Source organism: Gordonia sp. SID5947, from assembly GCF_009862785.1.
Lineage (GTDB): Bacteria > Actinomycetota > Actinomycetes > Mycobacteriales > Mycobacteriaceae > Gordonia.
Genome location: NZ_WWHU01000001.1, coordinates 3,002,294 through 3,017,015 on the forward strand (window position 1 = coordinate 3,002,294; position 14,722 = coordinate 3,017,015).

At 67.7% G+C, this 14,722-nt stretch carries 13 protein-coding genes; 5 read left to right on the forward strand and 8 right to left on the reverse strand.

Features of this window, described 5'->3' with window-relative positions; genetic code table 11:
* Positions 1-30 precede the first annotated feature (30 nt).
* On the reverse strand, positions 31-1,257 hold the full coding sequence (locus GTV32_RS13880; protein ID WP_161060815.1) for a sulfotransferase: 1,227 nt from the start codon (positions 1,255-1,257) through the stop codon (positions 31-33).
* A 19-nt stretch (positions 1,258-1,276) separates the two neighbouring features.
* Entirely contained in the window at positions 1,277-2,464 is a 1,188-nt protein-coding gene (locus tag GTV32_RS13885) for a hypothetical protein (RefSeq protein ID WP_161060816.1), read from the reverse strand.
* A gap of 177 nt (positions 2,465-2,641) precedes the next feature.
* Between GTV32_RS13885 and GTV32_RS13890 the strand changes: the two genes are divergently transcribed.
* From GTV32_RS13890 to crtI (GTV32_RS13910), 5 genes are all read left to right on the forward strand, one after another.
* Entirely contained in the window at positions 2,642-3,793 is a 1,152-nt protein-coding gene (locus GTV32_RS13890; RefSeq protein ID WP_161060817.1) for an acyl-CoA dehydrogenase family protein, read from the forward strand.
* Positions 3,790-4,830 (forward strand): acyl-CoA dehydrogenase family protein, encoded by a 1,041-nt coding sequence (locus GTV32_RS13895; RefSeq protein ID WP_161060818.1) that lies wholly within the window; start codon positions 3,790-3,792, stop codon positions 4,828-4,830. Before GTV32_RS13890 ends, GTV32_RS13895 begins: the two co-directional genes overlap by 4 nt.
* A 139-nt stretch (positions 4,831-4,969) precedes the next feature.
* On the forward strand, positions 4,970-5,509 hold the full coding sequence (idi, locus tag GTV32_RS13900; protein ID WP_161060819.1) for an isopentenyl-diphosphate Delta-isomerase: 540 nt from the start codon (positions 4,970-4,972) through the stop codon (positions 5,507-5,509).
* 8 nt (positions 5,510-5,517) lie between these two features.
* Entirely contained in the window at positions 5,518-6,426 is a 909-nt protein-coding gene (locus GTV32_RS13905; protein ID WP_161062531.1) for a squalene/phytoene synthase family protein, read from the forward strand.
* 5 nt (positions 6,427-6,431) lie between these two features.
* Positions 6,432-8,015, forward strand: coding sequence for a phytoene desaturase family protein (gene crtI, locus GTV32_RS13910; RefSeq protein ID WP_161062532.1), 1,584 nt, complete (start codon positions 6,432-6,434; stop codon positions 8,013-8,015).
* Between the two features lie 86 nt (positions 8,016-8,101).
* Here crtI (GTV32_RS13910) and crtI (GTV32_RS13915) read toward each other — a convergent pair whose 3' ends face one another.
* The 6 genes from crtI (GTV32_RS13915) to GTV32_RS13940 form a co-directional block, all read right to left on the reverse strand.
* Positions 8,102-9,604: a phytoene desaturase family protein gene (crtI, locus tag GTV32_RS13915; protein ID WP_161060820.1), complete on the reverse strand. Its 1,503-nt coding sequence runs from the start codon at positions 9,602-9,604 to the stop codon at positions 8,102-8,104.
* Positions 9,601-10,734 (reverse strand): glycosyltransferase, encoded by a 1,134-nt coding sequence (locus GTV32_RS13920; protein WP_343287329.1) that lies wholly within the window; start codon positions 10,732-10,734, stop codon positions 9,601-9,603. Before GTV32_RS13920 ends, crtI (GTV32_RS13915) begins: the two co-directional genes overlap by 4 nt.
* On the reverse strand, positions 10,721-11,572 hold the full coding sequence (locus tag GTV32_RS13925) for a carotenoid biosynthesis protein (protein WP_161060821.1): 852 nt from the start codon (positions 11,570-11,572) through the stop codon (positions 10,721-10,723). The genes GTV32_RS13920 and GTV32_RS13925 overlap by 14 nt, the downstream gene beginning before the upstream one ends.
* Positions 11,569-12,237: a monooxygenase gene (locus GTV32_RS13930; protein WP_161062534.1), complete on the reverse strand. Its 669-nt coding sequence runs from the start codon at positions 12,235-12,237 to the stop codon at positions 11,569-11,571. Before GTV32_RS13930 ends, GTV32_RS13925 begins: the two co-directional genes overlap by 4 nt.
* A 61-nt stretch (positions 12,238-12,298) precedes the next feature.
* The gene (locus GTV32_RS13935; RefSeq protein WP_343287330.1) at positions 12,299-13,321 is read right to left on the reverse strand and encodes a polyprenyl synthetase family protein; all 1,023 of its coding nucleotides are present in this window, start codon (positions 13,319-13,321) and stop codon (positions 12,299-12,301) included.
* Between the two features lie 168 nt (positions 13,322-13,489).
* Positions 13,490-14,677, reverse strand: coding sequence for an MFS transporter (locus GTV32_RS13940; RefSeq protein ID WP_343287331.1), 1,188 nt, complete (start codon positions 14,675-14,677; stop codon positions 13,490-13,492).
* Between the last annotated feature and the right edge of the window lie 45 nt (positions 14,678-14,722).

A 14,722-nucleotide genomic window follows, 5' to 3' on the forward strand; every position in this document is an offset into this window, starting at 1 on the left:
CCACCGCGGACTACTGCTACCAAACCGCGGTCAGAAGTCGAACGCCGAGCGATAACGCGCGTACACGGCATTCACCTCTGCCTCGGTGAGGCCGAAATCCGCCAACTGATAGGCGTGCACACCGTGGGCGTGCTGGGCGTGGCCGGCGCGGTGCTCCTCCATCCGGGCACGTATGCCGGCGGTCAGGGTCAGCCCGGCCGCAGTGTAGATGCGATGCACCTGCGCAATCGGGTCCTCGACGAGATCGTCGTAATACACGTCGACGAAGGCAGCCGGCTGTACCGCGCGGACGTCGAGTGCGCGGTCGACCATCGTGCCGTTGCGCACCAGCCAGTGCCGCGCAACCTCTTCGGCATCCACGTGGTCACTGAACATCGAATGTCCATGGGCCAGCATGCTGGAGAACGACGCGGTGGTTCGCAGCGGATCTCGATGGGTTTGCACGATCACCGCATCCGGGAAGACGTCGAGCAGCGTGTCGAGGTGTTCGAGATGCGCCGGCGTCTTGAGCACCCAGCGCGGTTGCGGGTTCTGGTCATGGAGAACCTGCAGAAGTGTACGAAGGTACCGGTAGGAACCGTGCATGTCCTGACTCTGCAGCCAATTCGCGTACGACGGCACCGACAGCATCGCCTCGGGTACCTGCGAGAGCATCGAATACTCCTGCAGCAGAACGTCTTCCTCTGGACCGTCGGCCTCCACCGCGTGGATCGCGAAGAACCGCGGGTTGAGGTAGCGCAGGGCCAGTTCGGCCATCTTGGTCTGCGCGATGCGCATCGTCGGCGAGCCGGGCTTCTCCCTGCGACGGGGTAGCAGGTGGAGGACCTCCCACGATCCGACGGCCCGCACGTCTGGATCGGCGGCGATGATGCGGTGCAGCATCGTGGTTCCGCTACGTTGCAGTCCGGCGATCACGATGGGCGGCTCGATGGCGATGTCGGCGATCTCGGGTCGCTGTCGCAACAGCTCCGCGACACGCAGCCGGGTGGTGAGGATTCCGTGCAACCTGGCGTGGATCACGAGGGAACCGAAGGTGCTCAGCTGTGATTCGTCGATGATCGACCGGCACAGCACCTCGAGCGCCTCGTCGGCCTGCTCGTCGGCGGTCCATGGCAGCCCCGTCGCCGCCACGGCGCGTCGCCGGAGCGCGTCGGCCGAGAGGTCGGCGATCGAGACGCCACGGTGGTCGAGCATCGATCCGACGCGGTTGATCGCCCGGACGGGCCGGCGCCGGAATGGCTCGAACGTGGAGGTCATCGCGTTGTCACGATCGGACTCAATCCAGCTGTGCCAGTTCGGCGGTCGTCACGACCCTGGTCCGAGGTTGCGGATGGGTCGACGCGCGGATCCAGCGGAAGGTCATACCGCCGCAGTCGTGGCCGGTGGTGTCGATCCAGTTGGGCTGTCCCGGATCCCGATGCGCGACGATGATCCGCACGGTGCCGTCGGGACGGTATGCCGCGGTGTGCTTGTTGACGTGCACCTGGTGATACCGATAGTCGAGGGACTCCATCCAGTGGTTGTCGAGCTGGAAGTTCCACCCGTCGCAGTCCGGGATCTCGCTCTCGATGACCAACGCCTCGTCGGGTCCGAGCCGCCAATAGCTGTGGTAGTAGATGATGTTCGGATCACCACCGGCCTTGGTGGAGCGTTCGGGATCGAACATCGGCAGCTCGTTGGTGTGCTTCTGGAAGTCGCGTGCCCATTTTGCGAACAGCATCGACGCGCCGGCAACGAGCAGGCTCGCCTTGCCGAGCCCGGCGTCGAGCTGCGCCGGTGTCAACGGCGCGGGTGATGCCGAGCCGTCGAGCAGTTCGATGTGCAGATCGGCCGGCACCTCGTTGGCACGGTCGGCAAAGGTCTGCCGGACGATGAGCAGCCCCGTCGCCGGGGACATCGACAACCAGTTCCCTTCGTGTTCGGTGGCGCTCAGGACGAGTTCGAATCGACCGTCGGGCCCGATGTCGAGGTCTGCGGCCTCCACGTAGCCGGTGGTCGGCATCTGACCGCCCTCGCCGTAATTGCCTTCCTGGGTTCCGAATCCGAGGTAGTCGACGGTGCCGCGGGTGCCGGTGATGCGGTAGTCGAGCGTGCCGTCGATCGTGGCGTTGAGATAGTGATTGTCCGGGTTGTCGGATCCCATCTTGGCGGTTTCGTGGATCATCCGGCGCAACACCGGAGCCTGTGGATCGGCGTACTCCACGAAGGCCTCGAGTCCCGCCCGCGTCAATCTGCTCAGGTAGCGGTAGCCCTCGGCCTGGGTCAGCGGGTCGGTGGGCGTTCCGGGGAAGACGATCGCCGCACCTGCCGACTTCAGGGTGTCACAGAACTCGTCCCACGAGGTGCCGGCCGCGACCCGCTGTTCGGCGACACTGTCCGGCGTCTGCCCGCGTAGTTTGAGATAGGCCACCCGCGCCTTCTTGAACTGACCCAGTGCGGCTGTCGCGATCGTCCGTCCGTTCATCGCCCACCTTTCATGTCGGGTGCATCCATGCTCCACCCAACCACCAACCGCTGGTCGAGTGACGGCGAACGACCGGCCGGGTCACACCCAACCGCTGGTCGAGTGGCGGCCAACGAAGTGAGTCGCGTATCGAGACCCCCACCACCGCACCAGCCCACACCGGTTATCGTGCAGGTCATGCCCGATCCGCGTCTGGTCCCGCCGATCATCGACGACCCCGCCGAACATCACGCGCTACGCGTCGAGGTCCGGGAGTTCGTCGACGAGCAGCGTGCTGCCGGACGGATCGACCGCGACGTCGACAGCTGGCTGACGGGCTGGGACGAAGACTTCACCCGCGCGCTGGCCGAACGTGGATGGCTCGGGATGACCGTGCCGGTCGAGTACGGCGGCCACGGCCTCGACGCCACTCAGCGTTTCGTCGTGACCGAGGAACTCCTGGCCGCGGGCGCACCGGTCGCGGCTCATTGGATCGCCGACCGCCAGATCGTCCCGTCGCTGCTGAAGTACGGGACCGAGGAACAGAAGCGCGACTATCTCCCGAGGATCGCCGCCGGCACCTGCTACTTCGCCATCGGGATGAGCGAACCCGACTCGGGTTCCGATCTGGCCAGCGTCCGTACCAGGGCGACCCGGGTCGACGGCGGGTGGTCCATCACCGGGACCAAGGTGTGGACCTCCGGCGCCCATCTCGCTGAAGCGTTCATCTGCCTCACCCGTTCCGAGCCCCTCGACACCTCCCATCGACATCGCGGGCTGAGCCAGTTCATCGTCGATCTGGATCGCTCCGGTGTCGACATCCGCCCGATCCGGTCGATGGATGGTCGACATCACTTCAATGAAGTGATCCTCGACGACGTGTTCGTCCCCGAGTCGAAGCTGTTCGGCACCCTCGGCGAGGGGTGGAGCCAGGTCACGTCGGAGCTGGCCTTCGAACGCAGCGGGCCCGAACGGTTTCTGTCGACGTTCCCGCTGCTGGCCGAAACGGCCGAACAGATGTCCGGGGGGACCCTGCCCCGGCACCCCGATCTCGGCCGCTACGTCGCGCGGGTCGCCGGACTGCATCAGATGTCGACGGCCGTAGCCGGCGCGCTCGCCCGGCGCGAGCCCGCCGACACCGCTGCCGCGGTCGTCAAGGTGCTGGGTACCACCACCGAGGGTGATATCGCCGACTGGGCCGATGTGCTCAGCGACCACGCCGATCCTGTCCTCGCCGAACATCGCCGGATGGTGGACGCCGCCGTCGTGCAGCGCCCGGGATTCACGCTGCGCGGCGGGACCAACGAGGTGTTGCGCGGAGTGATCGCCCGCGGACTGGGGCTGCGATGAGCGCCGGCACCGAGGTCGACCGCGAACTCACAGACCTGCTGGCTGCGGTCTTCGCCGCGCACCGGGAACGCACGCGCACCGCCGCCTCCACGGACCGCGATCCCGGCGCCTGGGATGAGGATCTGTGGCAACAACTCTCCGACCTCGGGCTCGCCCGTCTCACCGGCGACGAGGAGAGCGGCGGTAGTGGCGCCGATTGGTTCGCAGCGGCAGCACTGCTGCGCGCCGCGGCCGCGCACGGGGTTCGCACACCGATCGTGGAGCATGACCTGCTGGCATGTTGGTTGCTGACCGAGGCAGGTCTCCCCGTCGACGATGCGCGTCGGTCGGCATGTGTCGTCGACCCGCACGGAACGGCACGAGATGTCGGCTGGGCCGCGGGCGCGGAGCGAGTCGTCGTCGCCTGGCCGTCCGGAGACACCTACCGGGTCGCGGACGTCGACGTCTCGGATCTGGACATCACCGCAGGCGCCAACGTGGCCGGTGAGCCCCGGGATGCTGTTGTCGCGCGGCTTGATTCGCTCGCCGGCACCGAGGTCGGTACAACAGTCATCGAACGATTCCGGTTGCGCGGCGCGGTGGCACGCGCCGTCCAGACCTGCGCCGCGCTCGAACGCACCCTCGACCTCACCGGCAGGCACGCCGTGGAGCGTGAGCAGTTCGGTCGGCCGCTCGCCCGATTCCAGGCCGTCACGAACCTCGTCGCCGACATCGCCGCCGAGACCTCACTGGCCCGAGCCACGACGGAGTCCGCTCTCACCGCAGCCGTGCGATCGGATTGGTCCGCACCCAATCTGAAGTTTCTCGTCGCCGTGGCGCGCTCGTGCACCGGACGCGCGACGTCCACGGTGGTCCGCCACGCCCATCAGGTCCACGGCGCCATCGGGACGACGCACGAGCACCCACTGCACGAGGTCACGCTGCCCGCACTCGCGTGGCGCTCGGAGTTCGGGTCGGTCCACGAATGGGAACAGATCGTCGCCGATGCCGCCCGCGACGCCGGCGCCGACGGACTGTGGCCGCTCATCGCCGGATGAGTGTCGCCGTGCTCGACAACCGGCATCCGGTGATCGTCTCCGTCAGGGATCCATCCACTTCGGCGTCGGTGACGAACAACCCGTGTCCGGACACCTGCCGGGCTCCTACGTCATGGAGCCGGCGAAGGGAGGCACTCACATGACCGACGACCTCGTCGTGCTCATCGACGCCGACGGGCGACCGGACGGCACGGCACCGCGAGGCACCGTCCACGGCCCGCACACCCCTCTTCACCTGGCGTTCTCCTGCCATCTCATCGACTCCGGCGGCCGTATTCTGATGACCCGCCGGGCATTGTCGAAGACCACGTGGCCCGGTGTCTGGACCAACTCGTTCTGTGGCCATCCGCGTCCCGGCGAGGACATCGAGGACGCGGTCCGACGCTACGCACCGCGCGAATTGGGCCTCGACATCACCGACGTCGTCCCGGCACTCCCCGAGTTCCGCTACCGGGCGGTCGACGCCGGCGGGGTGGTGGAGAACGAGATCTGCCCGGTCTTCCGGGCGCACCCGGTCGGGACCCCCCAACCGAACCCGGCCGAGGTGATGGACATGGTGTGGGCGCCGATCGACGACGTCTGGGAATCCGCGCAACGCACTCCATGGGTGTTCAGCCCGTGGTTCGTCGACCAGGTGCATGCTCTCGGCCCGAGGCCGTACCTCGAGGAGGAATCGTGAACCCCGTGATGCGCCTGGGCCGAACCGCCGAGTCGGCGACGCCCGCCTTCCGCCACTACGACGAGGTGGCCGCGCAGAGCGCCGCACTCGTCATCCGCTCCTACTCGAGTTCGTTCGGACTCGCCTCGCGACTCCTTGCGCCCCCGATCCGACGCGACGTCCACAACATCTACGCACTCGTCCGCCTGGCCGACGAGATCGTCGACGCCCCACGACCCGAGCAATCCGTCGAGCAACGTCGCCACGCGCTCGACGCACTCGCCGCCGATGTGGCCGCAGCGCTGGCCTCGGGCTGGAGCACCAACCTCGTGGTGCATGCGTTCGCCCGGACCGCACGCCGCACCGGGATCGACGACGCACTCGTCGATCCGTTCTTCACATCGATGCGAGCCGACCTCGACTGCACCGTCCACGACGAGAACAGCCTCGCCGCCTACATCTACGGTTCCGCGGAGGTCGTCGGATTGATGTGTGTCCACGCATTTTTGGCAGAGCAGCCACACCGCAAGGCGCGCTATGACCAACTGGCCCCGGGCGCTCGTCGTCTGGGAGCCGCGTTCCAGAAGATCAACTTCCTCCGCGACCTCGCCCAGGACGATCACGACCTCGGCCGCCGCTATCTGATCGGACTGGAAGCCGACCATCCCTCGCGCGACGCCTGGACCCGCTGGCTCGACGACATCGATGGCGACCTCACCGCTGCGGCACGGGCGATACCGCTTCTCCCCGGTGGGACCCGAGTCGCGGTCTGTACCGTTCACGATCTGTTCGCCGAACTCGCACGGCGTCTGCGCGCCACCCCACCCGAGGTGGCCTGCCGCACCCGTGTCCGTGTGTCGACACCGGCCAAGGCGCGCATCGCCGCGGCCGCCACCATGCGCCGTGGCGTCCCCTCGACGGCCGGACCGGCGGCGTGACCGACATGTCGGGACGACGCATCGTGATCATCGGCGGCGGTGTGGCCGGTCTGGCCACCGCGGCGCTGCTCGCCGAGGACGGTCACGAAGTGACGCTGGTGGAGAAGAACGACGAGGTGGGCGGGCGCGCGGGCTCGTGGGAGAAGGAGGGGTTCCGGTTCGACACCGGACCGTCCTGGTGGCTGATGCCGGAGGTCTTCGACCACTTCTTCCGGCTGCTCGGTACGAGCACCGAGGAACAGATCGACCTCGTCCGCCTCGACCCCGGCTATCGGGTCTTCTTCGAGGGTATCGCCGACAGCATCGACATCACCGGCGACGAGGACCGCAACCGCTCGCTTTTCGAGTCGATCGAACCAGGCGCAGGCGCCGCCCTGACGGACTATCTTGCGTCGGCGCGCGAAGTGTACGACCTTGCCGTGCAACGATTCCTCTACACGAACTTCGACACCACGGGCGCCTACACCGGACTCCCGGTACTGCGGCATGCGGCCACCTTGATCCGCCTGCTGACCACCACCCTCGACGCCCATGTGCGACAACGGTTCTCCGACCGCAGGCTCCGGCAGATCCTCGGGTACCCGGCGGTGTTCCTCGGATCGTCGCCGGACCGGACACCCGCGATGTATCACCTGATGAGTTGGCTCGACCTCGCCGATGGGGTCCGCTATCCCGACGGCGGGTTCGTCCGGCTGCCGGAAGCATTGTCGGCGTTGGCCGCCGAGCGGGGCGTCAAGGTGCACACCGGTTGTGCCGCCACCGCGATCATCACCACGCCACGGACCCGCCGATTCCCGCGCGGACCGCGCGCAGCTGTGGCCGGGGTTCGCGTCCGTGATGCCGACGGGACCGAGCAGGAACTGCCTGCCGACATCGTCGTGGGCGCCGCCGATCTGCATCACGTGGAGACCCGGCTCCTCTCGCGCGAGCTGCAGACCTTTCCCGAGCGACGGTGGGAGCGCGCAGTGTCCGGCCCGGGAGCGGTGCTCGTGTTCCTCGGGGTCCGCGGTGCGACACCGCAGCTGAGTCATCACTCGCTCTTCTTCACCGCCGACTGGACGAGAAACTTCGACGCCATCTTCGAAACACCCACCCGGATACCCGATCCCGCGTCACTGTACGTCTGTCGGCCGTCGGCGACGGACTCGACGGTGGCACCCGACGGTCACGAGAATCTCTTTCTCCTGGTACCGGTTCCGCCGGACCCGGGGTTGGGAGCAGGCGGTGTCGACCGGGAGGGCGACCACCTGATCGAGGAGACTGCCGACCGGGCCATCGATCTGGTCGCGCAGTGGGCCGGCATACCCGACCTCGCCGAGCGGATCGTGGTACGGCGGACCATGGGGCCGGCGGACTTCGTCGCAGATCTGAACTCCTGGTCCGGTGGTGCCCTCGGGCCCGCCCACACGCTCGGACAGAGCGCGTTCTTCCGCGCATCGAATCGTTCACGCAAGGTCGACGGCCTGCTCTACGCCGGATCGAGTACCACCCCCGGCATCGGCCTACCGATGTGCCTCATCAGCGCCGAGTTGGTACGCAAGAGGATTCGCAGGGACACGTCGGTGGGACCGTCGGCGTACCCTTCGTGACGCTTCGCTCCTCAGGGGGCAGAAAACGTTCGCACCTCAGGAGGCAGAAAGCGTTCGCTCCTCAGAGAACGGGGCGAGTGATGCGGTCAGGCCCGCCCGATGATGTCGGCGACGATCGCCGCCGACATCATGACCAACGGCAGGCCGCCACCGGGATGCGCCGATCCACCGACGAGGTACAGGCCGGGAACCGGAGATGCGTTGGCCGGGCGGAGAAAGGCCGAACGCGGTCCGTTGGACGACGAACCGTAGATGGAACCGCCCGGCGTCATCGTGCGACGTTCCAGATCGGCCGGGGTCAGGATCGAGCGATGCCGAATGCGGTCGCGGATGTCGAGTCCGCGGTCGGCCATCACCGAGAGCACTCGATCGGCATACGATGCGGCGAGTCCCGGGGCATCCCAGTCGACACCGTTGCGCGGGTCGTGTCGCGCAGCGTTGACGAGCACGAACCACGATGCCGTGCCCGGCTCCGGCACGATCTCGGGGTCGTCGGGCGCCGAGATGTAGACCGTCGGACGATCAACCGGTCGCGGGGCGCCATGCCTACCGAACGCTCGCCGTCCGAACACGCCGTCGAACTCGGCGTCGTAGTCCTCGGCGAACAGGATGTGATGATGCGCGTGATCGGGTGGCGGGTCGTCGAGTCCGAGAAGGATGACAAACCCGGACAGAGACGGCGTCGCTCGCCGGATACGTGCCGACACACGCCGTGCCGTCCGCGTTTTCAGCAGCCGTCCGTAGACCTCGGCCGCGTCGGCGTTGGCGACCACGAGGTCGGCCTTCCGCACGCCGCCGTCGGCCATCCGCACGCCGCCGATGTGACCGTCACGGTCCACGGTGAGCTCGGCGACCTCGGCGTCGAGATGAACCTCTCCACCCAAGTCCGTGAGACGATCACCGATTGCGCCGGCGATGCGACCGAGACCGCCCGGCACATACCAGGATCCCCACGCCTGCTCGGCCCAGGGCACCGAAGCCAGCGCAGCGGGAGCCCGCCGCGGATCCGATCCGGTGTATGTCGCATAGCGGTCCAACAGCATGCGCAGTCGAGGATCGCTCAGATACGTCCGACCCAGCCCCCGTAGGGATCGCCACGGTGCGATGGTCGCGACATCGGCGGGCCGGGACCGTCTCAGCAGGGACCGCACGCCGAGCGGCGATTCGAGAAACGCCTCGTGGGTGAGGTCCCAGATCTGTTCTGCGCGACCGAGGAACGCCGCCCACTGCGCACCGGCGCCGACGCCGAGTGCGGCGTCGAGCGCACCCGGGATCGCGGTCAGCTCACCCGGGAGGTCGAGTCGGGTGCCATCGGGAAATCGGTACCGGGCGGCCACGTCGAGCCTCGTCAGCGGGAGCGCATCAGCGAGCGCGACCCCGGCGGAAGCGAACAGGTCGGCGAGCACATGTGGCATGGTGACCAGGGACGGACCGGTATCGAACCGGAAGCCGTCGCCGTCGATCACCCCGAGCTTGCCGCCGATCTCGCCCGATTGCTCCAGCACCGTCACGCGGTGTCCGTGGGCTTGCAGCCGCAGCGCGGCCGCCAGTCCTCCCACGCCCGCCCCGACCACGATGATGTCGCTCATCGACCCACCGCCACGCTGCGCCCTCGCCAGGTCAGCGATCCCCTACGCTGCGCCACAACGGAATCGGCGGTCAGCGCGGTAAAGGCCAGGATCGACCACGGGTGAGCGAGAACATCCGGCCAGATCCGGCCAGCGGTGGTACGCGCCACTGTCACGCGCGATGCCACCCCGGCCAGGTACCCGATGAACCCGACCCGTGACCCGCCGAGCATCGCGACGGCCGGCACGACGTAGGCGATATTCAGCAGGGCGACCACCGCGATCGTGCCCGGCAACGATCCGAAGGCCGACCACAGCGATTTGCGATAGCCCTCGCGCACCTGTCGCCATCCGTCGTACATCGTGCACGACGCCACCTCACTGCCCTCGACGACGACTCCTCTTCCGCCGGAACGCTTCACCTCACGGAGCAGCGCAATGTCCTCCAGGATCTCCGCGCGTACGGATGAATGGCCGCCTGCACGACGGTAAGCGGCGACGTCGGCCACCAGCAGTTGGCCGTTTGCCGCAGACAGTGACGGCCGCGCAGAGCGCTCCGCCAGACGGAGCGGCAAGGTGCTCATCCACGACCACTGGAGCAACGGTTGGACGAGGCGCTCGACGGGCCCGTGCGCTTCCTGCCGAGGGTACGGGCTGACGAGTTGGAGGCCCGTTTCCCGCAACAGTGCAACCGACGCGACGAACGCAACCGGTTCGACTCGCACGTCGGCGTCGACGAAGACCATCACCCCTTCGTGGCCGACATGGCTCGACAACTGGTGACATGCCCACGGTTTGCCCAGCCATCCGGCGGGAACCGGTGCGCCGGTCACCACCCGCACCCGGTTGTCGCGAGTGGCGATGTCGGCCAGCGCTTCCGCGGTGCCGTCGGTCGAGTCGTCGTCGAGGACGACCACGCTCGCCGGACCTGGCCATTCGCCCAGCGCGCCGAGCACCGCGTCCATGCAGTCGGCCACGTTGACGACTTCGTCTCGCATCGGGATGAGCACTGTCAGCGCTTCCGTGTCGGGCAATGCACCCGCGGCCGGGCGCCGGATCACGCAAGCATTGTGCAGGGTCTGCATCAACGCCGAAACCGCGACAACGCTACCCACACGTACTGCCGTCTCCCAGATCTCACGACGTCGCACGACGACCCCCCACCGAACGTCCACGCAGCACCGACACGAGAAGCGGGATGGCGACCATCCCCATCAGCACACCGCCCACGAGCGCGACGGGTGGTCGACCGAAGAACACCGCGTGCGCGAGCATCGAAGAGAAATAGGTCCACAGATAGAGGGCCACGGGCAACGCGTCGTCGGGCGAGTGCAGGTCCGGAGTGGACCCGATGAGGCGATCGAGCGCGGCGATCAGGAGAAACGAGACGACGATCCAGCCGGCGAAGTTGGTCAGCGGAATGCCCTCCACCCCGGGCAGAGCGGGGCGCGGGTACTGCCATGTCCAGTACCCCTGATCGACCATCTGCGGATCGAGGAAGACGTCCCACGAGGTGAGCGCGCAGGCGCCGACGAACGCTGTGGCCCAGCGGTGGCCCGGTCCCACCAGGCGCCGGGCCACGGCGAGCGCGGGCCACGACATCATCACCCAGGCGAACGGGATCACGATCGGGACGTCGAGGATCTCGACACCCAGCTCACCGGTGTAGGCATAACTGCCGAAGGGGAATCCGGTGTGGACTCCGACCGATTCGGCGAGCAGCCCACCTCCACCGGCGACGAACAGCACGCTCAGCGCGGCCTTCCATCCGTGGGTGGTCGCCGCGTCCGCCACCACCGCGGCAGCGAGACACCCCACGCTGACCATCGTGAGGACGAGCGTGCCGCCGTCGGTGTACGGGAAGGCGATCTGCGCCGCCACGCCCGCCGCGAACAGGATCCACGCGACCGGCGACAACCGCCTCCTCGCGGAGATGGCACGGCCGGCCGTGGCAGACGGCAGTCGCCGACGAAAGGTCGTGGGGATCATGGTGTCTGACCTTGATAGGTTCCGCTGATGTCGGTCACCGCGAGTCGGGCGAACAGTTCCTCCGCATACCAGCGAGCGGGATCGGTGCGTCGCACGGCGGCCAGATGCCGGGGTGAGCGGTAGGCGAATCCCGTGAGGTCCTCACTCGATTCCCATACCGAGAATGTGCCCTGCAACCCGACCGGCGCCTCGCCGATCCCGAGCGCCATCCGGAGACCCGGCGAGTGATCGAGTTCCTCGACGACGGGCGGGACCGCTCGCCAGAACGACATCGCCCGCGTCGGCCGCAGGCGCGCCCTGGTGATGGCGGCCACCGGACCTGTCCAGTCTCGATCGTCGAACTCCGACGGCCTGCCGAATGGTTCACGGCGTGCCCATCGGCCACGGGAGGTGAGCGGGCGCATCGTCACGTGCAACCGTTCGGAACACGCCGAGTCCCATGCTCGGATCACCCCGTCCGACGCCGACCCTGCAGCGGATGGGTTGTGCCACACCGTCAACAACGCCCAGTGGTGCAGATCGGCGTCACGCGGAGTGAAGGTGCGTGCCGATCCCGTCCCCATGATCTTCCCGAACCCGAGCCCCGGCAGTTGTCGCAGCGCTGATCGGCTGCGCGCCACCCGAGGCAACGCGGACAGCACGTGCTCCACACCCCAGATCCGCATCTCGACCACCGGCCGTTCGTCGCTGTCCGTCACGTCACCCCTGTCCGTCCGGGCGCGACACTCATGAGCGCCGCCACGCGCAGCGCTCGATGAGATCCCTGAGCGCGATGCGCGTCACCGCGTCCGAGGTCGATTCGTCCACGATGCGAAGGGATTCCAGCGTGAGCTGTTCGATCCGCTCTTCGACGAGGTCCACCGCTCCGGTGTCGACGAGGATCTCGCGCACCGTGGACAGGCCTTGCTCCGTCAGGTCCGGATCGCCGAGATGACGGTCAAGATGCTGCCGCTGAACATGATTCGCGCGCTCTGCGGCGATCACGACGAGGAGTGTCCGCTTCCCCTCGCGGATGTCGTCGATGACGGGCTTACCGGTCAGCCCGGGATCGCCGAACACACCGAGCACGTCGTCGCGCAACTGGAACGCCTCGCCCGCGGTCAGCCCGATCCGCTCGTACGCGTCCATCAGTTCTTCACCCGCACCACCGAGGACGCCACCGAGCCGTAGTGGATGTCCCACGGTGTACCGCGCACTCTTGAAACGCAGGACGACGCGCGCCCGATGTGGTGAGGTGTTCAACTGCGCCTGTCCCAGGACGTCGAGGAACTGGCCGCCGATGGTCTCGTCCCGCATCTGCGACCACACCGCGCGTCCCGACATGCGCGTCCGCAGGTCGTGGCCGACGAAGCCATGATCGACGAGGTCGTCCGCCCAGGACAGACAGAAGTCGCCGACGAGGATCGCCGCGGCCTCCCCGTACGCATCGGCGTCACCGGACAGCCCGGCGCGGCGGTGCTCGGCGGCACAGCGACGGTGGACGGTCGGCAGCCCGCGCCGCTGGTCGCTGTGATCCATCACGTCGTCATGCACCAACGCGGCGAGGTGGAACAGTTCGAGCGCGGCGGCCACGTCGGCCGCACCTGCCGGCAGCGTTCCCCCTGCTGCTCCACGGGCGCCGGCCAGGCAGAATGCGGCGCGAAGTCGCTTGCCGCGCGAGGCCATGTCGGCCAGTAGCTCGGTCACCGGGACGAGATCGCGATCGATCTCCGCGAGTCGGTGAGCACGTTCGGCGACGTGGGCGCGCACCACCGTCTCCACGCTCGTCAGATCATGACGCGTTCGCTCTCGCCCAGGGCAGACGGATGGCACGGTGGGTGCTTCGGAGGGTCGCACGCGAAGTGTTTCGGAGCCGTGCCCGAAGTGGATGGGTCAATCGTGTCGGGGCCGTGAACGGCAGCCGCCGAGCTGCCGAGGTCACTCAGGAAACGCGCGACGTCCCATCACTGCGACCACCAACCCGGCGATGACGAACGCCGCGCCCACACACGCCAGATGGACCGTGGCCGAATCCGACCCCAGCAACGATCCGCCGATCAACGCGCCCAGCGCGATGCCGATGTTGGACGTCGCGTTTATCCAGGCGCCGGCGACCTCGGGCGCATCCGTGAGCGCACGGACCGCGGCGGACTGGTACATCGACGGCACTCCACCGAAGAGTCCGTTCCACAGGGCCACTGCGACCACCAGCACCATGAACCACCGGTGCGACAACCCCACTGCGAGGATGGTCGCCGCCAGCAGCACCAGCACGGTGAGCACCGTGGTCCGTGGGCGACGATCGATCGTGCGGCCCACGCCCGCGAGTCCGATCAGACCGCAGAGACCGCACAGCAGCAGGAGTGGTCCGATCCACGACTCCTGCGCACCGGCATCGAGCAGGACGACACTGATGTAGGTGTAGAGCGTGTACTGACCGATGAAGGTCAGCGTGTTCGACGTGACAACCACACCGAGGTCTGCCCGCGCGCCTGGCTTCTCGATCCTGCGGCCGGGCGCGGCGCCGTTCACGGCCGGAAGAAGACGCGTGATCAGGACCAATGCGACGAGCGCGACCACGGCGAGCGCGACGAATGCGTTGCGCCAGCCGATCACCGAGCCCAGGGCCGTCGACAGCGGCACACCCAGAACGAAGCCCGCCGTGGTTCCGCCGGCGACGACAGCGAGGCCCCGTCCGACCTGGCGCTTCTCGACGAGCCGCGGGACGTAGCCGATGCACACCGAGAAGAACAGGGCATGCGCCAGTCCGCCGACCACCCGTCCCGCGGCCACGACGGCGAAACTCGGCGCAGTCGCGATCAACAGGTTGCTGATCAGATACCCGACCACGGTCGCGATGATCAGCCGCTTGCGGTCGAATCGCCTGGTGGCGATGGTCAGCGGCACAGCGAAGACGGCGACCATCACCGCGAAGACGGTCACCAGCAGACCGGTGACCGAATCGTCCACTCCGAATGCATCGCCGATCGCGGGAAGCAGACCGACCGGCAACATCTCCGTGGTGACCGCGAGGAATCCGGCAACCGCGAGGGATGCCAGGGCGGGCACGTTGTGCCGGACTCCCTGACGGGTGTCCGGCGCATCGGCGCTGGTCGTGAGCATCATGCGAATATACTCGTCATACGAGTTTATTGAAAATGCGAGGATGAC